Below are 20,330 nucleotides of genomic sequence, written 5' to 3' on the forward strand. Positions count from 1 at the left end.
GACCTCGTGGGTGGCGTCGACGGCCGGGATGCCGCTGCCGATGTCCAGGAACTGGCCTATGCCGCGCCGGGTGGCGGGGGGCCCCCCCCCGGGGGGGGGGCCCCCCCCCCCCTCCGCCGTATACGGGCATCCGCCGTATACGGGCACCTAGGTCCAGATGAGCCGCGCGCCTAGATCCGAACCTGAACCGCGCGGCCCATCCGGTCATGCAGCCCGCGCCCGTCCCGGTCCCAGATCAGCGCCGGGACGGCCAGGCACAGCAGCACACTCCGCACGGCCGCACGGCCGAAGCCGAGCCGTCCCCGGTCCTCGCCGACCACCCGCAGCCCGAGAAGCCGCTTGCCGGGCGTCGAGCCGACCGTGCCCACGGTCAGCACCTGGAGTACGAGGAAGACGCCGAGCGCCCAGTTGCCCGCCGCCTGGCTGTCGCCCCGCGCGAGGAGCCCGTACGCGATGAGCATGCACAGGCCCCAGTCGATGACGATCGCGCCGAGACGGCGGCCGCCCGGCGCGATCGAGCCGGGGCCGCTCTCGGGCAGTCCCAGCCGCTCACCCCGGTAACCGAAGTCGGCGCCCATGTCCTCGGCCGCCTGCCGGGGGCCGGACAGCCACGATCCGATGACTCGCCTGTTGTCGTCCACCCGTCCACGGTACTGGGCCCCGCTTGCGCCCCGGCTGCGGGCCCGGCCACAAACCCGGCCACGAAGCCCCTGCCGCCCGGGCCTCGCGCACCCCTCACGCCCCCACTCACGGGGCCTCTCACGGCCCTCTCGCGGCCCTCTCGCGGGGTCCGCGACGGCCGACTGAGATGCCGCTCACGCCCGCGCCGGTTAACTTCAACGAAACAAATGGGTCATCCTTGAGAAATGGCCCGTCCCTATGGTCAGGACCAGCGTGTGCCACCGCACTGGCCGCACCAAGAGCGACACATCCCCGGCTCCACCCCGGACCGGGAGTAGGAGGAGCTGGATGTTCCAGAACGCCGACGACGCCAAGAAGTTCATCGCAGACGAGGACGTGAAGTTCGTCGACGTCCGCTTCTGCGACCTGCCGGGTGTGATGCAGCACTTCACGGTGCCCGCAGCGGCGTTCGACCCAGCCGAGCAGCTGATGTTCGACGGCTCGTCGATCCGCGGCTTCCAGGCGATCCACGAGTCCGACATGGCGCTCGTGCCCGACCTGACGACGGCCCGCCTCGACCCGTTCCGCCGGGACAAGACGCTGAACGTCAACTTCTTCATCCACGACCCGGTGACCGGCGAGGCCTACAGCCGCGACCCGCGCAACATCGCCAAGAAGGCCGAGGCCTACCTCGCCTCCACCGGCATCGCCGACACCGCGTACTTCGGCCCCGAGGCCGAGTTCTACGTCTTCGACTCGGTGCGCTTCAACACCACGGCGAACGAGAGCTTCTACCACATCGACTCCGAGGCGGGCGCCTGGAACACCGGCTCGACGGAGGACAACCGCGGCTACAAGGTCCGCTACAAGGGCGGCTACTTCCCGGCCCCGCCGGTCGACCACTTCGCCGACCTGCGCGCCGAGATCTCCCTGGAGCTGGACAAGAACGGCCTCCAGGTCGAGCGCCAGCACCACGAGGTCGGCACGGCCGGCCAGGCGGAGATCAACTACAAGTTCAACACGCTGCTCGCCGCCGCCGACGACCTGATGCTCTTCAAGTACATCGTGAAGAACGTCGCCTGGCGCAACGGCAAGACCGCGACCTTCATGCCCAAGCCGATCTTCGGTGACAACGGCTCCGGCATGCACGTCCACCAGTCGCTGTGGTCGGGCGGCTCCCCGCTCTTCTACGACGAGCAGGGCTACGCGGGCCTCTCGGACACCGCCCGCTACTACATCGGCGGCATCCTCAAGCACGCCCCGTCGCTCCTCGCCTTCACCAACCCGACGGTGAACTCGTACCACCGCCTGGTCCCCGGCTTCGAGGCCCCGGTGAACATGGTCTACTCGCAGCGCAACCGCTCCGCGGCCATGCGCATCCCGATCACGGGCTCCAACCCGAAGGCCAAGCGCGTCGAGTTCCGCGCCCCGGACCCGTCCTCCAACCCGTACCTGGCCTTCTCGGCCCTCCTCCTCGCGGGCCTGGACGGCGTCAAGAACAAGATCGAGCCCGCCGAGCCGATCGACAAGGACCTCTACGAGCTGGCCCCCGAGGAGCACGCCAACGTCCAGCAGGTCCCGACCTCCCTCCCGGCCGTCCTGGACGCCCTGGAGTCGGACAACGAGTACCTCCAGGCGGGCGGCGTCTTCACCTCCGACCTGATCGAGACCTGGATCGACTACAAGCGCACCAACGAGATCGCCCCGATCCAGCTCCGCCCCCACCCGCACGAGTTCGAGCTGTACTTCGACATCTAAAGAGCGGGGTCGGGTGAGCTTGGGCTGCCCCTCGGGCACCTGCTGTGACCTGGGAAAACATTGCTCGACAGTTCTCGCTGGTCCCGGCCGTTTTCCAGGGTCTTGTGCACCGGGTGTGCACCGGCCGCCGCGCTACCTGACCCGCTATCAGATACGCAAGTGAGGGCCGTCGTCTCCACTCCGGAGGCGACGGCCCTCGCGTGCGCAACAACTCATTCGGGAGACTTCTTCGTCTCCTAGTAATCGGCCGGGTCAGCGACCTGCAGCGATGCTCGCTGCAGGTCGCTGACCTGTCCTTTTCCTGATTGGTGGCACGGGTTGCGACGGTCTTGATCGGGTGTCTTGCGGACTGTGTGCGGACTGGTCGAAGAGCCGCGCATGAGATCGCTGCCCGCAGAAACAGGCAAGCTGTGGCGGGAGCGGCCTACCGGGAACAGGAGCGACTGAACGTGAGTCGCTCGATGCATGCGACGTCACTATGCTGGCGTGGCTCAGCCGTGGTGCAGGGTGCGGCCTCCGCTGAGGGTTGGGTGATACGAGGGGAGCCCCATGCAGCAGTTGTACGTCGTCGGCTTCAAGGTGGCGCTCGCGGACGATCACGCAGGTACCCCCGCCTTCGAGCGGCTGCTTTCTCACATGGAGCTGCATGTCCCCCCGGACAGGACGGGGCTTTCTTCTTCCGCCCTTATGGCCGACGAGGGCGAGGCAGCTCTCCCCGGCTACGGGCCGGGGCGCCCTGAGCAACGCGTGAGTTGGTCCCCGGTCAATATCGGTGCTGATGCCCGTGCGCTGAGGATGGAGGTCGAGAGCGATCTGTCTGGGGGCGGCCGCTTCTCGTGCCAGTTGACCGCTGTTACGTACGGTGGAGAGACCAGTTTTCGGGTCGTCATGGGGAGGACGAGCGACGGCTTGCTGGCACCCGCGAGGGTAGAAGAGCTGAAGCCGCCCCGTGCCCTCAATGCGATCATGCGAGACACCACCCTCGTGTGCACGGACGACGGTGACGAGATCACCGCTGCGGTTACGCCGGCGCTCACTGCCCAAGTCCCGCTGATTCACGCGCGCCTTGACGATCCTCGGCGTCGTCTGCCGGTACTGGTCATCTCGTCGATCCGGACGATGGGCCCGCCTGCCGCCTTCGCCCGCGAAGCTGCCCGCCGCCTTGCAGGTCTCGCACACGTCGTGGTGATCTCTGGCTGGCTGGCGTTCGACTCCTTCAACGGCGGGCTTCCGTGCAATCTGTTACCGAGAGACGGGGCTCGCCTCTATTGGCCCACCACCGATGCGCGGGCACCGTGGTGGGGACCTGCCGAGCTGAGCGGTGATCATCAGGTCCTCCTGGGCAAGCTGACCCGCCTCCTCACCCCACTCAGCGTGGTGGCGCGCGGCCGGGATCGCCTCTGGGACGCTGTACGGTCGGCTGAGACCGATGCCCTGCTGGATGCTCTCGCTGGAACCGAGAGCGAACAGAACACCCAGCTGAGGAAGAAGCTGGAGAAGGAACGCGGCTGGTCGCTTGAGCTGCTGGAGCGGAATGAGCAGCTAGAGAACCAAGTTGTGCAGCTGCAGATTGAATCGGCCAATCTCACGGCACAGCTGGAAGCAGCGACGCTGGCGATCAATCCAGAGCCGAGCGCAGTCCCAGAGCATTTTGTCGCAGATCCTAGCGACTTTTCAGCAGACTGGGCACGTTGGACTCAGGAGTCTGGTGGTGCGCTCGTGTTCACCCCGAATGCGAAGGACCAGTGGCAAAAGTGTTCATACCCTCACCCCAAGCGGATGAGGGAAGCACTGGATACGCTTGCTGACCTGGCCAGGGAGTGGAAGAGACAGAAGGCCCGCGTTGGAACTTCCTTGGTCTCCTGGATCGGTGACCAGACCGCCTTGGTGTATGCGCCTTCGGATGAAGGGCTGCGTCGATACGGACTGCACGAGTTCAAGTTCGAGGGACGCAAGAAGCCGTGGGACCGGCAGCCCCACATCAAGCTCGACGACCACACCAGCCCGGACCGGGTCGGACGCATCTACTTCGCAATCGATGGTGAGAAGCATCGGTGGATCGTCGACCACGTTGGCTTGAAGCTGCACGGCCTCTGACTCTCTCGTCAGTCGGGGATTTTGATCTCGATCGCAAGTGCGCCGAGATGCTCCTTCTCCGGCCCGTAAATGGTACGGATGTTGGCGAGCTGTTCCTGACGGCTGGCGTTTGGGTTGACGTTAGCTGCCCCTTCGCCGTCCAGGAGCGCCTCGAAGGTCTCATACTCGGCGACGCGCAGGACGCGAACGTCGCAGGTCTCTTCGGTGCCCTTGATGTGGAAGCGGATGGTGTCGCCTGCGGCGAGGTCTTCCAGGTGCGGATACTTGACCCGTACCTCGATGGTCTTGGTGCCCGCGGCTACGAGGTCGAAGTACTTGCGGTAGAGGTTCAGTTCGTGGACGCGGGCGGTGGTGTCGGTCATGGGGCGGGGACGCTCCTGGGTGCTGGTGTCGTCATCATGTGGCCGATCTCGGCGGCCGAGTATGCGCGGAAGAAGTGGCGGGGGTCGGCGAGCAGGGTCTCGGTCAGGGTGAGCAGTTGGTCGGCGTACTCGCCTATCGTGCCGGGCCAGTGCCGGGTGTCGAGCATCCAGTCGGCGGCGCGGTCGGGCAAGGGCGCGTGGCCCTCGCGTATCAGGGATCTGGACAACTTGGCTCCGGTGTCGGTGACGATCTGGGGGCAAAACAGGCGGGCGGGGAGCTGGGCGCGGGTGAGGCCGACGGCCTGGTGGGCCTCGTCGACGAGGTGGGAGCCGAAGACCCAGTCGCCGCCCTTGACCATGATGTGGAGGGTGCCGCGCTGCGGGCCGACGAGGGCGAGTTCCTTGACGAGGTTCCGGTACAGCGTGGCCAGGTCGAGATAGGTGCCACTCGTGGGTGTGACGGTCACCTCGTACGGGCCGTGGTGGAGGCAGACGGCGCTGACGGCGGCTGTCTCTGTGCCGGTGAGTCGCGCTTGGGTCCGCTCTGCGTGCTTCTCCGCCCAGCCGCAGCCGAGGTGCGGGCACGGCACGCGGACGTGCGGGATGCCGGTGGAGGGGGCGAGCCACCAGCGGGCGGCGTCGATGCGGGGCAGGAGCCGTAACCAGGTGCGGCGGAAGTGCTCGTCGGCCTGCTGCTGGCTGTAGGTCGTGACGCGGTACGGGATGCCCAGGCGCCTGGACAGTTCCGTGAACAGAGGCTCGTACAGGGCGCTGACGAGGTCGCGGAGGGCCTGCTGGCCGAGGGCTTGGGCGTAGGCGCGTTGGTAGCGGTGGCCGGTCGTCGGGTCGGTGGCCAGGTCGTAGGGGGCGTTGTCGAGTGCGCCGACGTGGACTTCGGCGGACAGTCCGAAGCGGGCGCGGAGGCGGGCGGCCATGGCGAAGGCCAGCGACTGCACGAGCGAGGTGCCGATGTGCGGGGCGCCGTTGATCTGCGTGCCGACGACCAGCACGATCCTCTCGGGTGGTTCGGCCAGGATGCGTGGGGTGAGGACGTCCTCGGCGTGGTGGAGGGCGTTGGCGAGCACGGTGTTCGGCGAGACGGGGTGGATGGTCACGAGGGGTCCCCTTGTGTCGGGCGGTACGTCACTCGGTCCGGGTGTGGCCGAAGAGCAGCCGTTGCTGGAGCGTGGTGCGGTCGAGGTAGGCGTCGATCTCGGCGGGGCTGGCGGTGCGGGAGAGCGGGTCGAGGCCCAGGACGAGGGCGACCGGTGTTCGCTGGCGGAGGAGCAGAGTCCAGGGCCTGCCTGCGGGTATGCGCTTGCGGTACGGGGTGTCGTCGAAGCGCAGGGCGACATCGGTCGGGCTGAGAGGGCGCAGGCGCGGCCCGATGTCGGGCGGTGGCGCCGTGGCCGGACCAAGGCCGAGTGCGATCGCGAGAGTGTGCATGCGCTGCTCGATGACTGTGGGCGTCTCGTACGGGGCTCGTGGCGGCTGCGATACAAGGAGCAGGCAGCACAGGGTGGCGCCGGTCGGGTCGGTGTCGAGCCAGGTGACAGTGGCCAGGGAGGCGATCAGACCGGCGGACAGCGCGCGCGGTTCGGCGGAGTGGGTGGAGATCAGCATGCGGTCACCGCCAGGCTCCTGAAGGATGCCCAGACGTGTTTGCCGGGGCGTTCGCGGACCGCGACGCCCCAGTCGTCGGCGATGGCGGAGACGAGGAACAGGCCACGGCCGTCGTCGCTGGTGTCCTGGACTTCGCGTTGCCTGGGGGTTCCTTCGCCGCCGTCGTGGACCTCGACCAGCAGCTCTGCACCGTGAAGCGCGAGGCGCACAAGGATCAAGTGGTTGTCGGACTCTCCGTGCCGCAGGGCGTTGGTGACGAGTTCCGACGTACACAGCCGGACGTCGTCGAGGCGTTCACGGCAGTCCCACTGGGTAAGGGTCTCGGCGACGAATTCGCGGGCGTCGCGTGCGGACAGGTCACAACGGGCCAAGCGAGTGGTGCTCTGCTTGTCGGCGCCTGCGGTGTGATCCGGCTCGACTGTCTGCGGCTCATCGTGCGGTCTGTTGGGCATGTCCAACAGCCAAGCGCTGTCGCTCGTTCGGGTCGGGAGCCAGCGCGGGAGCCAAGCCGGGGGCCACTATGGGGGCCAGAATCCACATGCGCCGGGGAGACAGGATGGGCGACACGGGCATCGGTGCCTTGCTCCTGGGTCTGCGCAGGAAGCGGGGCTGGACCCAGCAGAAGGTCGCCGAGGAGTACAACGCCCTGGAGGGGCGTGCTGCCATGACCGGTAAGGAGATCGGGCGCTACGAGCGTGAGGCGCGTATCCCGGTCCCATACACCCGAGGGCACTTGGCCTTGGTCTTCGAGGCCGAGGTCGCTGTCCTCGACCGTGCTGTCGCGGTCAGTAAGCGACGCCGGGGCGGCGGTGAACCGGCGGAGGGCACGGACAGCCTGCCGTTACCGCCCTCGGCCGAGTGGTCAGTGGCCAGCGCCGTGTCGGCGGACGCGTCGCTGTCGGCCGAGTTCGTCCGGTTCATCGCGCAGCACAACGCCGACGAGCTGGTCGTTGAGCAGCTGGAGGCTGATGTCGCACGGTTGGCGCGGTCCTATGTCAGCCACCCTTTGCTGGAGCTGTACGTCGAGATCAAGCAGCTGCGGGACGGAGTCTTCGAGTTGCTGCGCGGGCGTCAACGACCTCAGCAGACCAGTGACTTGTACGTTTCGGCCTCGCGGTTGTGCGGGCTGTGCGCCCATGTCTGCCTGGACCTGGGGCACTACGACTCGGCGGCCACGCATGCGCGTACGGCCCGCGCGTGTGCCGAGGCCGCTGGGCATGAGGGGATGCTGGCCTGGGTGCGGGCAGTGGAGTCCCTGATCGCCTACTGGACAGGGCGGTACGAGCAGGCGGCGCGGCTCGCGCAGGCGGGGCGCCATCGTCGAGCAGCGGGAAGCATCGGCGCTCGCCTCGCCAGTCTGGAGGCGCGTTCCCTCGCGATAGCGGGCGACGCGGCGGGGGCGGCAGCCGCCCTGGCGGACGCGGAACGTTCCCGCGATGGGATGCGCGGGGGTGACGACGCACCGGGAGTCTTCGCCTTCCCGGCCGCCAAGCAGTTCGCGTACGCCGGGACGACGCACTTGGCCATAGGCGGTCGTGACCACGTTCAGCAAGCCATCGCCAGTGCGGACACGGCGATCCGGCTCTACCGCGGCGCCGATGACGATGACCAGTCGGTCGGTGACCTCTTCGCTGCCCATCTCGACCTTGCCCGTGGCCACATGCTCCTGGGCGACATCGACGGGACCGAGGAGATGGTCGGCTTCGTTCTCGAAGCGTCTCCGGATCGGGTGTCGGCGAGCATCGTTCGGAGGCTGGTTGATCTCGGCCGGGAGTTGGGCGGTCGGCAGTACGGTGGGGCTGCGCAGGTGACCCAACTGTGCGAGCGCATCCAGCACACGGCCGTCCTCGCGGCCTCTCCCGCCGCCCGTCCTCCGGAGCTGCCGACGTGACCGAAACCTCCGCCGCCCACGACGCCGCCGTGACCGACCGCGACCGGTTGGCCGGGAGCGCCTACAACGGTGACCGGGACCTCGCCGCCCGGCAGTCGCTCTACAAGTGGCAGACGCCTCGCCACAATCTGCCCGGCATCGTCACCGAGCACCTCAGCGCGGTACGCGGACGCGTCGTCGACGTTGGCTGCGGGAACGGCAAGTTCATTAAGCGGCTGCGCCAGGAACGGCCTGATCTGGACCTCCTGGGCCTCGACCTTGCTCCCGGCATCCTCGCCGACGTGCCCGGAGCAGTCGCCGTGGCGGATGTGGCGAAGCTGCCCCTTGCGTCGGCGAGCGTCGACGCCGCTCTGGCGATGCACATGCTCTACCACGCTGTGGACATTGCCCAGGCGGTACGCGAGCTGTCCCGCGTCGTCACTGCGGATGGTTTGCTGCTTGCCTCCACGAACAGCGACCGCGACAAGGCCGAGCTGGACGAGCTGTGGGTGCGTGCGGCCGGTGACGTCCTCGGCACCGGCCGCGGCCCGGCACGGATCTCGCTCAGCGCCCGTTTCTCCCTGGAGAAGGCGCCGGGCTTCCTCGGCGAGGAGTTCAGCCGCGTCGACACGATCGAACTACCCGGAACCATCGCCGTCCGCGACCCCGAACCCGTGATCGCGCACATGGCCTCGTACCAGGCATGGGCGGACCAGCACGACGTGCCCTTTGGGGCGACGATCGAACGGGCCCGCACCATCTTGGACGAACACATCACCCAGCATGGGGCGTTCGAGATCCACTGTCTGGGCGGCGTCCTCGTCTGCCGCCGTTAGCGGTGTCAGCCGTGTTCCGGATGGTGCCTGCGCTGCGGCGTGGCAGCCGGCTGGGGCGCGGATGGAGGAGCGGCGGGCACGGTTGAACTCCCTCGCTGCTGCTTGGAGTTCCGTCTGGCGCGGTTCGCGGGTGGCGCGGGCCAGGTTGTGCAGGGTGTCGCCGAAGGCGTCGAGGTGACCCTGAGCCGCGGTATTGGTCGCCCGCGTCGAGAGCCGCGCGGGCGGTGCGTACGGCGGATTCGCACGTGTCCGCCGGGTCCGCCACCGATTGCGGTCGGTCGATCACCTCCTGGCCAGGGAGGCGTTCGCACAGGCGGTTGCAGGACAGATCAGGAGCCAGGCTGGAGCCGCCGAACTCTAAGAGGCAGGGGCGGGTAAGCCGGGACAGGCCGGTGCGCACCGGACGCCGCGATACCTGATCTGCCGTCAGGAACACAAGTGTGGGCTGCCACCTCCAGGCTGGAGGCGACGGGCCCATACTCGCGCGACAACTCGTTCAGAAGACTTCTTCGCCCCCTGAGGCTTGCCTGGCAAGTGGGCCTTGAGCTGGACGGGGCGAAGCTCGATCCGCCCACCCGCCCCCTGTCGAGCCATCCCCTTGTCAGATCCATGCGACCCTCATTATCTTGACATCAAGATTTCCGAGTAGAGGGCGAGGAGAAGAGATGACTCAGGGAGCGCTCGAATACACCTTGGGCGGCCTGCATCACGTGCAGCTCGCCATCCCTCCGGGAACTGAAGAGCTCTGTCGCGACTTCTGGGGAGGCGTTCTCGGGATGACAGAGATCAAGAAGCCGCCGCTGCTAGCGGCTCGTGGTGGGTGCTGGTTCCGCGGCGGAGGCTTGGAAGTCCACTTGGGGGTTGAAGAGGACTTCCGTCCGAACAGGAAGGCACATCCAGGCATCCTCGTGACCTCGCTCCAAGCGCTCGCCACGCGATTGGAAGACCACGGGGTGAGCATCACCTGGGATGACAACTTCCCTGGACACCATCGCTTCTACGCGTTCGACAGGCTGGGCAATCGGCTCGAGTTCCTTGAACCTGTCCGCGATCGCTGACTTGGATAGCGCCCTTCACTGGCAGCGGCCTACTCGTAGGCCCGGGCCCGGCCGGTCTGCCGGGAATGCTCAAGACCTGTCCGGGGGCAAGGCCCCGGCTCTCTTCGGCGTAGATACTGTCCAGCATGACACTGTCTGTGACTTCAGCGTGGCTCAGGATCGAAGCGTGGCTGGAGACCCACGCTCCGGAGACCTTCGCCTCGCTGCCGGGACCGGCCGAGCCGACGGCCATCGCCGAAGCGCAAGAGGCGCTGGGGATACCCCTCCCGGACGCGTTGGCGGAATCGTTGCTTCGCCACGACGGAACCGATTACGGCACGCTGATCCCGAGCATGTGGATGCTGCATGACGTGCGCGGCCTGGCCCGTGAATGGCAGCAGCGGATGCAGATCCATCCCGAGATCGACCACGAGTGGGACCCTGAGCAGGAGTACGGACCTTGGTGGCACCCGCAGTGGATACCGATCGCATGGAATGGATGCGGCGACTCGCTGGTCATCGATCAACGTGACTGCACCAAGCGGGGGCGGATCGGCATCGCCTGGCACGACGACGTCAGCCACTTCGAGCCGGTAGCTTGGATGGAGTCTCTGCCCGCACTCCTGATCTCCGTCGCGATCGGCCTTGAGGAGCGCGATTGGGTCGGCGGCGATGTCCCTCGTGTCGACAACGGCGAGCTTGAGTGGGTGGACAGGGATGAAGCGGACGAGGAGGGCGATCCTCCGCGCTACGGCAAGTTCGGCCGTCTCATCGAGGAAGAGGAATAGGCCGGACCGCAGGTGCTGAGCTGGTAACTACCCCCCACGGGACGGCCGTACAAGTGAGCTGGGGCTAGACCCGCTCTCGGTCCCAGTCCCGGCCAAACCCATGGGTAGGGCTGTCACCGTGCGGGGTCGGGTGGTAGCTTCCTGTCGTCGTTTCCGCCACACCAGGGGCACAGGGCCCCTATGGGACTAGCGGTGCGATGAGGTTTTCCGATCTTGACTCAGGCGACCATCGCCCCTGCCGAGACCTTCCGCCTCACTCCGTACACCCCGCACTGCCGCGTCATCGCCGATGAAGGCGATCACGCTGTCATCGGGGTCTCCTCCGGGAACAGCTTCTTCTCCGCTCAGCGGCTGCACGGCCTCGCCCGCTGGGGCGTCGAGCACTTCAAACAGGTCGACTTCGTCTATACCGACCTCTACGTGGCCGAGATGTTCGAGGCACTCGGCTACGCCCCCGACGACGCCCGCCGCAAGGCGGTCAAGAACCTGCGCGGGGTACGGGCCAAGGTGGGCAACGCGGTTCAGGACGTCGACCCGTCCGGACTGCGGGTACGGGCCCGGCCCATGTCCGCGCTCACGCGCATTCCCGCGTACCAGCGCATCCACGCTCGCGTACGGGAAATGCTGGAGACCGACGGCGAGTTCCGCGAAGCCTGCGAGAAGCTCACGGCGATCTTCCTGGACGGGAAGCTCGCTCCGGGAGAAGCCGCCAGCGCGCGGCAGACGCAGGTGTGTCTGGACTATGTCTGCGCTGAGGCGCCGCTGTTCCTGGACACGCCCGCCATCCTGGAGGTCCCGTCCTCCGTCAACTGCTACCACCAGGCACTGCCGTTGGCTGATCTGCTCTACGCGCGGGGCCCCGGCCTGCGCGCCTCCCGCAACCAGGGGCACGGCATTCTCGTCCCCGCCGAAGCCGACCTCGGCGGCCTCGGCGACCGGGCCATCCAAGGAGACCACTGATGACGACCGCTACTCTGCCCGCCTTCCCCTTCTCCTGGGACGGCACCCGGCTCCCCGACGACATCCGGGCCCTGCGCGCCGAGCCCGTGAAGCGGGTCCGTACGATCGCCGGGGACGAGGCCTGGCTGGTCTCGTCGTACGCGCTCGCCAAGCAGGTGCTGGAGGACGAGCGGTTCTCGCTCAAGGACACCTCGGCGCCCGGCGTGCCCCGCCAGTACGCCCTGACCATCCCGCCCGAGGTCGTCAACAACATGGGCAACATCACCGGCGCCGGACTGCGCAAGGCGGTGATGAAGGCGCTCAACCCGAAGGCCCCCGGCCTCCAGGAGTGGCTGGAGACGTCCGCGCACCAGCTGGTCGACCGGGCCCTGCGCGCAGGGGCACCGGCGGATCTGCGCACCGACTTCGCCGATCCGTACTCGGCCGGTCTGCACTGCCACATCCTCGGGATACCGCAGGAGGACGGGCCCGCGCTGATGCGCAGTCTGGACGTGGCGTTCATGAACTCGCCGCGGCCCATCGAAGCGGCCCGGCTGAACTGGGACCGCGACATCGCCTACATGGTCGAGCGGCTCGACGACGCCGACCCCGCCCGCGGCGGGCTGATGAGCGAACTCGCCGCGCTGCGGCGGGACTCGGACTACGACCACCTGACGGACGAGATGCTCGCCACGGTCGGGGTCACGCTGTTCGGCGCCGGGGTCATCTCCACCTCGGGGTTCCTGACCATGGCCATGGTCTCCCTGCTCACCCGCGACGACGTACGCGAGCAACTCACCGCCGATCCCGGCCTCGTCACGGGCGCCATGGACGAACTGCTGCGGATCAACCTGTCGATCGGCGACGGGCTGCCCCGGCTGGCGCTGGCGGATGTCCAGCTCGGCGATGTCCTGGTGCGGGAGGGGGAGTTGGCGCTGGTCCTGGTCGAAGGGGCCAATTACGACGCCGAGCAGTTCCCCGATCCGCAGGTCTTCGACCCGAGCCGGGCCAACGCCCATACCCATCTGTCGTTCGGGGGCGGACAGCACTACTGCCCGGCTACCGCGCTCGGCAAGAAGCACGCCGAGATCGCGCTGAAGGCTCTCGTGGAGCGGCTGCCCGAGCTGCGGCTCGCGGTGCCGGTCGAGCAGCTCGTGTGGCGTACCAACTTCATGAAGCGGCTTCCCGAGCGTCTGCCGGTCGCCTGGTAGAGCCTGTATCGCCTCTCTCCGGCTCCGGTTCCGGCTCCGGTTCGTCCTCCGTGCCGTGCGTCGTCCAGGCCGCCAGTTGGTCCGGGGTGCGCGGGCCGGGGGATTCGGCTGGCAGCAGTCCGTGTACGCGCAGGAGTCGCGCCGCCGCGATGCCCCACGGGGTGCGCAGGCCCGCCTGGGCTACCAGGTCCTGGCGGGCCAGCGCGTCGGCCACCGGGCCGGTGTGGACGCCGGAGGGGAGCAACAGGGCCGCGTCGTCGGCCCACTGGAGGGCGAGGTCGACGTCGTGGGTGGCCATGACGACGGTGGTGCCGCCCGCGCGCAGGCGGGCCAGGGTGTCCAGCAGGCGTTCCTGGCCGTCCGGGTCGAGGCCCGCGGTGGGCTCGTCCAGGATCAGCACGCGCGGGCGCATCGCCACCGCGCCCGCGATCGCGGTGCGTTTGCGCTGGCCGTAGGAGAGGAGGTGGGTGGGGCGGTCGCGGAGCGGCGTGATGTCGAGGGCGGCCAGGGCCTCGTCGATACGGGCGCGGACCTCGGCTTCGGGCAGGCCCAGGTTCATCGGACCGAAGGACACGTCCTGTTCGACGGACGCGGCGAACAGCTGGTCGTCGGGGTCCTGGACGACCAGCTGGACGGTGGTGCGCAGGCGGGTCAGGCCCTTGCGGTCGTATGTGACGGGCTCGCCGTCCAGGAGCAGGGTGCCGCTCGCCGGGCGCAGGCCGCCGCTGAGCAGGCGCATCAGGGTGGTCTTGCCGCTGCCGTTGCGGCCCAGGAGGGCCAGGGCGCGGCCCGGAGCGACGGCGAAGTCGAGGGCGTCGACGACCGTGGGGCCCTCGTCGTAGGCGTAGGACGCGCCGCGGAGTTCGACCTCGGCGGGGACTTCCAGGGCGGCGGGCGTCATCCCGGCGGGCGTCATCCCAGGGGCCTTTCCAGTACGGGGTGCAGGGCGAGGGCGAGGGTCGCGAGGGCGGCCAGGAGGGTGACCGCCGCGGCGACGAAGCGCGGGGAGACGCGGGCCTCGGGGACCAGGACGCGCAGGGTGCCGTCGTAGCCGCGCCCGGCGAGTCCGGCCTGGAGGCGGGCGGCGCGGTCGAAGGCCCGGACGAACGCGGTCGCGCCGAGTCCGGCGAGTGAACGCCAGGCGGCGGCGCGGGTGGTGTGGCCCAGGCGGGCGGCCTGCGCCTGCCTGATCAGGGTCATCGAGTCCAGGAGCAGGAAGCTCATCCGGTACGTGACGAGGGCGACGTCCACGACCGCGGCGGGCGCCCCGGCCTTCACCAGGCGGGGCAGCAGGTCGGACATGGGCGTGGTGAAGGCGAACAGCAGCACGCCGAGCGAGGCGGCCGAGGTGCGGAGCAGGAGGCCCGCCGCGCGGGCCGGGCCGTCCGGGTCCAGGGTCAGCATCCCCTCGGGCGCGCCGACCTGGACGAGCAGGGTCAGCGCACCGGTGACGCAGAAGCCGAGCGGGATGCGGTACGCCCGCCACAGTCTGCGCGGGGGTACTCCGGCGGGCCCGAGCAGGAGGGCGAGTGCCGTGACGATGACCAGCGCCGCGCCCGGCCAGGGCGGCAGCGAGATCGCCAGCACGGTCAGGCCGAGTCCGAGCACGGCCTTGTCCACGGGGTGACGGCGGCGCCAGCGACTGCTGTGCGCCGCCGCGTCGATAGGCAGCACGATGCGCGGCGGCCGCGGGCTAGGCGCTCGGGGGCGCGTCCGTGACGGGCGCGCCGCTCGGTTCTGGCGTGCCGCCCCGGTTGGGCGTGCCCCCGCCTTCGGGCACGCTGCCCGGCTCGGGCGTGCCGTGCGGCGTGGCCGCCGTCGTGGCTCGGGCCTCGCCCTGCCTGCGGCCTCTGCGCAGGCCGAAGTAGTACGCCAGGACGCCCGCGCCCAGCGCCGCCTGCACGGCGAACAGCGCCGACTCGACCTCCCCCGACGGGGGTTCGTACAGCGGGCTGAACCAGGGCTCGTAGCCGGGGTCGATCTCGGTGATCGCACCCTCCGCCTCCCCGTCGGCGCCCGCGAACGGCTCCTCCTTGTCGTCGCCCATGCCCAGCGCCAGCGGCAGCACCGCGAGCGCGGCCACTATCAGGAGCAGGAGACCGTTGATCTTCGTGTTTCTGGTCATCGTCATCGGGTCTCCGCCTCCGTCTCCGCCGTGCCCTTGGCGCCCTGTGCACGCTCCGTGTCCTGTGCACGCTCCGTGTCCTGTGCACGCTCCGTGTCCTGTGCACGCTCCGTGTCCTGTGCGTGCTCCGGGGACTTCGCCGCCTGCGACTGCTTGCGCGTCAGGAAGACGCCGAGCCGGGTCAGCTCCCCCTTGCTGGAGCGCACCAGGAGGCGCATCACCAGCACCGTGAGCAGCCCCTCGCTGACCGCGAGCGGGATCTGGGTCACCGCGAAGATCGAGCCGAACTTGCCGAGCGAGCCCAGGAATCCGCTGCTCGGGTCGGGGAAGGCGAGCGCCAGCTGGACACTGGTGACGCAGTACGTGGACAGGTCGGCGACGAAGGCCCCGCCGAACACCGCGCCCATCAGCGGGACGTCGAACCGCTTCAGCAGCCGGTAGACCCCGTACCCCGCCCACGGCCCGACGATCGCCATCGAGAAGACGTTGGCGCCGAGCGTGGTGAGTCCGCCGTGCGCGAGCAGCAGCGCCTGGAAGAGCAGGGTGATGGTGCCGAGCACCGCCATGATCGGCGGCCGGAAGAGAATCGCGCCGAGCCCCGTACCGGTCGGGTGCGAGCAACTGCCCGTGACCGAGGGGATTTTCAGCGCGGAAAGGACGAAAGTGAAGGCCCCGGACGCGCCGAGCAGCAGGGTGCTCTCGGGGTTCGCCCTGACCTCTCGGGTCAGGGCGCGTACGCCGTGGACGACGAACGGCGCCGCCGCGGCACTCCAGGCGACCGCGTGTACCGGTGGTAGAAAACCCTCGGCTATATGCATGGCTGAGCAGACCCTCTCCAGCACCTCGTGGATGGACAACGCGCCTTGGCCGGTCTCCTGGCTTACGGGTCGTACCGCCCTGGCTCCGCCTTCCCGGATACGTGGTGGTACCCAGTGGCCGCCCCCCTGGGGGCTGGAGCCGGACTTCCCGATCACAGTGGCGAGGGCCGCATCGGCATCACACCGATTTCCCGTACACCAAGGCGTGGTGACAGTAGTCCGCTGGTAGGCGACCTGACAACTACGGGCCGTGGTCCGCGGTGCCGGATGGGGCGACAGGACGCCTCAGGGGCAGTCGCCGTCGAAGATGCGCTCGTAGGTGCGGAAGAGTTTCGTTTCGGGTTTCGCGCTGGCCGGGTACTCCATCACGGGGACCGGCTTGCACACCGGCCACTTCTTCGTCTCGTCGGAGTCGTCGAAGCCGAACGTGCCGGAGGCGCCGAGTACACAACTGGCGCACTTGGCGCCGCCCTCGGTGTCCAGGATGCCCATGTTGACGATGGTTTCGTAGACGTCGTCCTTCGTCGGCGTGACGGGAGCGGCGGTGTCGGTGCCGGTGTCGGCACTGATGTCGTTGATGTCGTTGTAGGCCTGGTCGAAGGCCTGGGCGAGCACCGTGAACGCGTCCCGGTACATGATCGAATAGCCGTCGTCCAGCGGCCGCTCCCCCAGGTCGTGCGCGGCCTGAAGCTCGCCGAACTTCTCCCGGAAGGAGGCCAGTCCGACCGGCCGGTCCCGGTGCCCCTTCCGCTCCCACCACGCGGGGTCGACCGAGGCCGCGTTCACCAGGGTGATGTCCGCCTCCTTCAGCTGCTCGGTGAGCTTCGGCGTGGTGTACTCGGTGCCGAGCCCGATGCCCACCTTCAGGATCCGCAGCGGCCGGGAGTCGTTGCAGGCGGGTTCCTTCGCCAGCCTGCTGATCAGGTAGCCGAGGTCATGGTCGCGTCCGGCGAAGAAGACCGTGTCCGAGCCGGTGACGCAGATCTTCTGGGCGACGGTGGAGAAGCGGCGCGGGATTCCGGCTTCCTCGCCGGTCAAGCCCAGGTAGTAGGCCCGGTTCTTGTCCAGCCCGTAGTCCTTGCCGAACCTCTCCTCGAACACCCGGCGCAGGTCGAGCGAGTACGCGTCCTTCTTCCGGTTGTCCGCGACCAGGAATCCCCGCTCGCCCGGCTCGTCCTTCAGATAGCGCGCCAGGCCCTGGACGAGCAGCTCGTTGGACGGGGAGGTGTTGAAGAGGTACGGGCGCTGCATCGTGGTCCCGGTGAGGATCGAGCCGACCGCGGGGATCTTGTGCTCGCCGAGCGCCTCGACCGCCGCGAGCGTCTGCGGGGTGCTGCTGGGCATGCCGAACACGCCGACCAGGGGCGAGTCTCCGTCCACCATCGTGACGAGCCGGTCCACGACCGGGCGCCACTTGCTCATGTCCTTGCCGTCGTTGGCCAGCAGCAGCTGGTAGTGCGGGCCCGCCTCCGCGTTGGCCTCCAGCTGGGCCGTGTGGGCGCCCGCGACGGCGCGCCTGATCTCGTCCGGGCTCATGGTGCTGGTGGCGTCCGATGTGAAGGGCATCAGCAGCGCGATCCGCGCGTAGGGAATGCGCGGCCTGCCCTTCCGCGGGTCCTCCCAGGCCCTCTTGACTCGGGCGTTCTCCTCAGCGATCGCGTCGATCAGGGTCTTGATCTCCGGGTCGCCGTCCAGCGAGTCGGTCGCCGTGACGCCCACGCACTCGCCGCCGACCTCCTCAAGGCCCGCGCCGCAGTCCTCGGGCAGCAGGGTACGGACGAGCAGGCCGAGACCGGCGAGGAGCGCGAGGCACACCACCGCGGCGACGGCCTTGTCCAGCGGGCCCCAGACGTGGTTCCTCCAGCGCGTCAGCATGGTCGGCGCTCCTCTCCTCTCGCTCCCGCGGCGCTCACGGCCGCGGCTGGGTCGGCTGCTGGGTCGGTTCGATCAGGCAGGGCCGCCGGTGCCGCAGCGCCACCGGCCAGGTCTGCGCGGCCCGGTTCAGCACGGCGTGGCCCGACGGATGCTGTGCGGACAGGAACCGCAGCTCCGCACCGACGCCGACGCAGAGGTCGTCCAGCGGTTCGGCGAACGTCTCGCGCAGGTACCAGACCGCGTGCAGCAGCCGGTTGACGGCGCGTCCGGTGGCGTCGGCGTCGGCGTGCCGGTGGTCGTCGGCGCCGCGGGCGATATCGGCGCGCCGGTCCGTCCACTGGGCGCGCGGCGGGTGGGGGGCGGTGCTGACGCGGCGCAGGGCGCGCAGCCAGTCGGCCGCGTCCCGCTGGGCGAACCACTCGGTCAGCCGGGTCACCACCGGGTCGGGACCGGACGCGGCGAGGGTGTGCCGCAGCGCGGCGCTCTCGTACGCGAGTACGTCAGCGGCGGCGTCGGCACCGGCACCCGCACCCGTACCCGCGTCGGCGTCGGCGTGGGTCGCGCGTTCGGCCGCGAGCGCCTCGTAGTGCTCGCGCAGGACGGTGTGCGTGTGCTGCCAGCGGTGGCTCTCGTCCGGGCCGCCGCGCGCCCGGTCGACCAGCAGGTCGCGCAGGAAGGGGTCGGGGACGAAGCGCGGGCGGCCGTCCGGAGCCGGGAGGTCGGCGTCGGCGTCGGGGGTGTCCGCCGGGTCCGTGGTCCAGTGTTCCTTTTCCAGGTAGCGGGCGGCCTCTGCGGCGGGCAGCAGGGCGGTTCCGACGCCCGTCGACCGGGCCGCCAGGGCGTCGGCGGCCTCGCGGTCGGGGGCCGGGGACAGCAGGACGAGGTGGTCGCGGTGCTGGGGGTGCGGTATCAGGCGTTCCAGGAGCTGTTCGGCCACCGGCCGGTCGTCGCCGGTGCGCAGGTCCAGCAGCTCCTCGGGCCGGATGTCCCGTTCACCGGCCGCGCGGACGACCGTCTTGCAGAGCAGGGCGCTGCCCGCCGGGTGGCCTCGGGTGAGCGCGTGCAGGGCCGTGGGCAGGTGGCGGTGCAGCGGGGCGTCGGCGGCGTCGAGCATCAGCAGGACGTCGTCCAGGGCGAGCGGGGCCAGCGGCAGGACGAGCAGCCCGGCCGACGCCGACGCGGGCGCGGTACGGGACCAGCCGGAGGCGGCGCGTACCTCGGTGAGCCGACAGCGGGTCGCGTCCGGGTAGCGGGCGGCGGCGTCGCCGAGGCGGGTCGCGATGACGACCAGCGGGTCGGGGGCGCTGGCGGCCCCGGCCGCAGTGGTGCCGGTGGCGGCCTCCGCCCGGTGTTCGAGTATCAGGTCGAGCAGCCGCTCGCCGCCCTCGGTGTGCGCGTTGTCCAGCAGGACCAGCGGCCGCGGTGTGCGGTTGACCCGCTGCCAGCGGCCGTACGCACTGGCGAGGTCCTCGGCGAAGGCGGCGACCAGGAGGCGTTCGACCGCGTGGCGGTAGGCGCCGCCCTGGTGGAAGCGGAGGCAGAGCCGCACCAGCGCGGCCTCGCCGTCGTCCGGTCCCGGTACTCGCCCGTGGTACCACTCGCGCACGGCGCGGCCGGTCCTGGTCCTGGTGTGCCTGCGGAAGTACCGTGCGACCACGGCGGCGGCCACGGCCTCCAGGTCCTGTTCCCCATCCCCGTCCGCGACCGCCAGGCCCTCGCTGACCTCGTACGTCCAGTCCTCGCCCGCGCCGCCGCCGTCCTGGCCCGCTGCTTCGGCCCTGCGTAAGCCGCAGGCGAGCAGCAGGCGGTCCACGCGGTCGCGGGCCAGCCGCCGCTGGCGGTCGCTGCCCCGGCGCCAGCTGGAGACGGCGAACAGTCCCGGCAGCAGCCGGGCGAACGCCGGACGGCCAAACCTGCCGAGCGCGGGCGCGAGGTCGCACACGAGCTGGACGAGCACTTCCACCACGGCGGAGGTGTTCGACTCGGCGACGCCGGGACGGCGCGCGGCGTCGACGTCCGCGAAATCGACCCGGCCGAGCGGGGCGCGCCCCCGGTAGGCCTGGTCCAGGGCGTCCAGGACGGCGGTCTTGCCCATGCCGTGGCGGCCGGTCAGCAGGACGACGGGAGGGTCGTCCGGGTGCTCCCGGCTCACCTGCTTGGGCTTGACGGGGTCCAGGCCGACGAGGCGGGGCACGAGGGCGTGCAGCAAGGGGTCGCGTGCGTACAACGGGGGTCGCATGGTCCTCCTCTTGCCGGGGAGTCGTCAGGGAAACGTGCCAGGGGCAACGGGCCCGGTAACGGGTCCGGCGACGGCGTACGGCGGCGTACAGGCGAGGGCGTACGGACGGGGCGGGCGCTCCGAGGCGCGGG

General features: G+C 69.7%; 19 protein-coding genes and 1 riboswitch. Of the genes, 8 read left to right on the top strand and 11 right to left on the bottom strand.

Translation table 11 applies throughout. The features are described from left to right. Positions 1–170: 170 nt before the first annotated feature. Positions 171–578 carry an RDD family protein gene (locus tag ACX6XY_RS11900; RefSeq protein ID WP_460329283.1) on the bottom strand — a complete coding sequence of 136 codons (408 nt, stop codon included), beginning with the start codon at positions 576–578 and terminating at the stop codon, positions 171–173. Between the two features lie 391 nt (positions 579–969). On the opposite strand from ACX6XY_RS11900, the gene glnA reads away from it, so the two are divergent. Both glnA and ACX6XY_RS11910 read left to right on the top strand, forming a co-directional pair. Then, on the top strand, positions 970–2,379 hold the full coding sequence (glnA, locus tag ACX6XY_RS11905) for a type I glutamate--ammonia ligase (protein ID WP_460329100.1): 1,410 nt from the start codon (positions 970–972) through the stop codon (positions 2,377–2,379). A 549-nt stretch (positions 2,380–2,928) separates the two neighbouring features. Then, positions 2,929–4,476: a hypothetical protein gene (locus ACX6XY_RS11910; RefSeq protein WP_460329103.1), complete on the top strand. Its 1,548-nt coding sequence runs from the start codon at positions 2,929–2,931 to the stop codon at positions 4,474–4,476. A gap of 8 nt (positions 4,477–4,484) precedes the next feature. Here the strand turns inward: ACX6XY_RS11910 and ACX6XY_RS11915 are convergent, their stop codons facing one another. The 4 genes from ACX6XY_RS11915 to ACX6XY_RS11930 are packed head-to-tail and all read right to left on the bottom strand — an operon-like array spanning position 4,485 to position 6,913. Continuing rightward, on the bottom strand, positions 4,485–4,838 hold the full coding sequence (locus ACX6XY_RS11915) for an ASCH domain-containing protein (RefSeq protein ID WP_460329105.1): 354 nt from the start codon (positions 4,836–4,838) through the stop codon (positions 4,485–4,487). Further along, complete coding sequence (locus tag ACX6XY_RS11920) at positions 4,835–5,953, bottom strand: hypothetical protein (protein WP_460329107.1); 1,119 nt, start codon at positions 5,951–5,953, stop codon at positions 4,835–4,837. The genes ACX6XY_RS11915 and ACX6XY_RS11920 overlap by 4 nt, the downstream gene beginning before the upstream one ends. A 28-nt stretch (positions 5,954–5,981) precedes the next feature. Beyond that, positions 5,982–6,461 carry a hypothetical protein gene (locus tag ACX6XY_RS11925; RefSeq protein WP_460329109.1) on the bottom strand — a complete coding sequence of 160 codons (480 nt, stop codon included), beginning with the start codon at positions 6,459–6,461 and terminating at the stop codon, positions 5,982–5,984. After that, complete coding sequence (locus ACX6XY_RS11930; RefSeq protein ID WP_460329112.1) at positions 6,455–6,913, bottom strand: ATP-binding protein; 459 nt, start codon at positions 6,911–6,913, stop codon at positions 6,455–6,457. The genes ACX6XY_RS11925 and ACX6XY_RS11930 overlap by 7 nt, the downstream gene beginning before the upstream one ends. 104 nt (positions 6,914–7,017) lie before the next feature. Between ACX6XY_RS11930 and ACX6XY_RS11935 the strand changes: the two genes are divergently transcribed. The 6 genes from ACX6XY_RS11935 (at position 7,018) to ACX6XY_RS11960 (ending at position 13,142) form a co-directional block, all read left to right on the top strand. Further along, positions 7,018–8,352 (top strand): XRE family transcriptional regulator, encoded by a 1,335-nt coding sequence (locus tag ACX6XY_RS11935; RefSeq protein WP_460329114.1) that lies wholly within the window; start codon positions 7,018–7,020, stop codon positions 8,350–8,352. Next, positions 8,349–9,167, top strand: coding sequence for a class I SAM-dependent methyltransferase (locus ACX6XY_RS11940; RefSeq protein WP_460329117.1), 819 nt, complete (start codon positions 8,349–8,351; stop codon positions 9,165–9,167). The genes ACX6XY_RS11935 and ACX6XY_RS11940 overlap by 4 nt, the downstream gene beginning before the upstream one ends. 665 nt (positions 9,168–9,832) lie before the next feature. Then, positions 9,833–10,225 carry a VOC family protein gene (locus ACX6XY_RS11945; protein WP_460329119.1) on the top strand — a complete coding sequence of 131 codons (393 nt, stop codon included), beginning with the start codon at positions 9,833–9,835 and terminating at the stop codon, positions 10,223–10,225. A gap of 125 nt (positions 10,226–10,350) precedes the next feature. Continuing rightward, positions 10,351–10,992 carry an SMI1/KNR4 family protein gene (locus tag ACX6XY_RS11950; protein ID WP_460329122.1) on the top strand — a complete coding sequence of 214 codons (642 nt, stop codon included), beginning with the start codon at positions 10,351–10,353 and terminating at the stop codon, positions 10,990–10,992. Positions 10,993–11,205: 213 nt separating this feature from the next. Continuing rightward, positions 11,206–11,952 carry a cyclodityrosine synthase gene (locus ACX6XY_RS11955; RefSeq protein ID WP_460329124.1) on the top strand — a complete coding sequence of 249 codons (747 nt, stop codon included), beginning with the start codon at positions 11,206–11,208 and terminating at the stop codon, positions 11,950–11,952. Then, a complete protein-coding gene (locus ACX6XY_RS11960) occupies positions 11,952–13,142 on the top strand; it encodes a cytochrome P450 (protein ID WP_460329127.1) in 1,191 nt (396 codons plus the stop codon). Before ACX6XY_RS11955 ends, ACX6XY_RS11960 begins: the two co-directional genes overlap by 1 nt. On the opposite strand, the gene ACX6XY_RS11965 is transcribed toward ACX6XY_RS11960, so the two are convergent. The 6 genes from ACX6XY_RS11965 to ACX6XY_RS11990 form a co-directional block, all read right to left on the bottom strand. Beyond that, a complete protein-coding gene (locus ACX6XY_RS11965; protein WP_460329129.1) occupies positions 13,102–14,058 on the bottom strand; it encodes an energy-coupling factor ABC transporter ATP-binding protein in 957 nt (318 codons plus the stop codon). The genes ACX6XY_RS11960 and ACX6XY_RS11965 overlap by 41 nt on opposite strands. Beyond that, complete coding sequence (gene cbiQ, locus ACX6XY_RS11970) at positions 14,055–14,816, bottom strand: cobalt ECF transporter T component CbiQ (protein WP_460329131.1); 762 nt, start codon at positions 14,814–14,816, stop codon at positions 14,055–14,057. The genes ACX6XY_RS11965 and cbiQ overlap by 4 nt, the downstream gene beginning before the upstream one ends. Positions 14,817–14,835: 19 nt before the next feature. Beyond that, the gene (locus tag ACX6XY_RS11975) at positions 14,836–15,267 is read right to left on the bottom strand and encodes an energy-coupling factor ABC transporter substrate-binding protein (RefSeq protein WP_460329285.1); all 432 of its coding nucleotides are present in this window, start codon (positions 15,265–15,267) and stop codon (positions 14,836–14,838) included. 2 nt (positions 15,268–15,269) lie between these two features. Further along, a complete protein-coding gene (locus ACX6XY_RS11980; RefSeq protein ID WP_460329134.1) occupies positions 15,270–16,085 on the bottom strand; it encodes an energy-coupling factor ABC transporter permease in 816 nt (271 codons plus the stop codon). Between the two features lie 30 nt (positions 16,086–16,115). Then, positions 16,116–16,303, bottom strand: a riboswitch (cobalamin riboswitch). A 67-nt stretch (positions 16,304–16,370) separates the two neighbouring features. After that, positions 16,371–17,960, bottom strand: a complete 1,590-nt coding sequence (locus ACX6XY_RS11985; RefSeq protein WP_460329136.1) for an ABC transporter substrate-binding protein — start codon at positions 17,958–17,960, stop codon at positions 16,371–16,373. Between the two features lie 34 nt (positions 17,961–17,994). Next, positions 17,995–20,199 carry an ATP-binding protein gene (locus ACX6XY_RS11990; RefSeq protein ID WP_460329138.1) on the bottom strand — a complete coding sequence of 735 codons (2,205 nt, stop codon included), beginning with the start codon at positions 20,197–20,199 and terminating at the stop codon, positions 17,995–17,997. Between the last annotated feature and the right edge of the window lie 131 nt (positions 20,200–20,330).

This window comes from Streptomyces sp. O3 (genome assembly GCF_054788135.1).

Bases quoted from the DNA above. Each gene is read 5' to 3' on its own strand.
- ACX6XY_RS11900 (WP_460329283.1), bottom strand. From the start codon at position 578: ATGGGCGCCGACTTCGGTTACCGGGGTGAGCGGCTGGGACTGCCCGAG.
- glnA (WP_460329100.1), top strand. From the start codon at position 970: ATGTTCCAGAACGCCGACGACGCCAAGAAGTTCATCGCAGACGAGGAC.
- ACX6XY_RS11910 (WP_460329103.1), top strand. From the start codon at position 2,929: ATGCAGCAGTTGTACGTCGTCGGCTTCAAGGTGGCGCTCGCGGACGAT.
- ACX6XY_RS11915 (WP_460329105.1), bottom strand. From the start codon at position 4,838: ATGACCGACACCACCGCCCGCGTCCACGAACTGAACCTCTACCGCAAG.
- ACX6XY_RS11925 (WP_460329109.1), bottom strand. From the start codon at position 6,461: ATGCTGATCTCCACCCACTCCGCCGAACCGCGCGCGCTGTCCGCCGGT.
- ACX6XY_RS11930 (WP_460329112.1), bottom strand. From the start codon at position 6,913: ATGCCCAACAGACCGCACGATGAGCCGCAGACAGTCGAGCCGGATCAC.
- ACX6XY_RS11935 (WP_460329114.1), top strand. From the start codon at position 7,018: ATGGGCGACACGGGCATCGGTGCCTTGCTCCTGGGTCTGCGCAGGAAG.
- ACX6XY_RS11945 (WP_460329119.1), top strand. From the start codon at position 9,833: ATGACTCAGGGAGCGCTCGAATACACCTTGGGCGGCCTGCATCACGTG.
- ACX6XY_RS11950 (WP_460329122.1), top strand. From the start codon at position 10,351: ATGACACTGTCTGTGACTTCAGCGTGGCTCAGGATCGAAGCGTGGCTG.
- ACX6XY_RS11960 (WP_460329127.1), top strand. From the start codon at position 11,952: ATGACGACCGCTACTCTGCCCGCCTTCCCCTTCTCCTGGGACGGCACC.
- ACX6XY_RS11965 (WP_460329129.1), bottom strand. From the start codon at position 14,058: ATGACGCCCGCCGGGATGACGCCCGCCGCCCTGGAAGTCCCCGCCGAG.
- ACX6XY_RS11975 (WP_460329285.1), bottom strand. From the start codon at position 15,267: ATGACCAGAAACACGAAGATCAACGGTCTCCTGCTCCTGATAGTGGCC.
- ACX6XY_RS11980 (WP_460329134.1), bottom strand. From the start codon at position 16,085: ATGCATATAGCCGAGGGTTTTCTACCACCGGTACACGCGGTCGCCTGG.
- ACX6XY_RS11985 (WP_460329136.1), bottom strand. From the start codon at position 17,960: ATGCTGACGCGCTGGAGGAACCACGTCTGGGGCCCGCTGGACAAGGCC.
- ACX6XY_RS11990 (WP_460329138.1), bottom strand. From the start codon at position 20,199: ATGCGACCCCCGTTGTACGCACGCGACCCCTTGCTGCACGCCCTCGTG.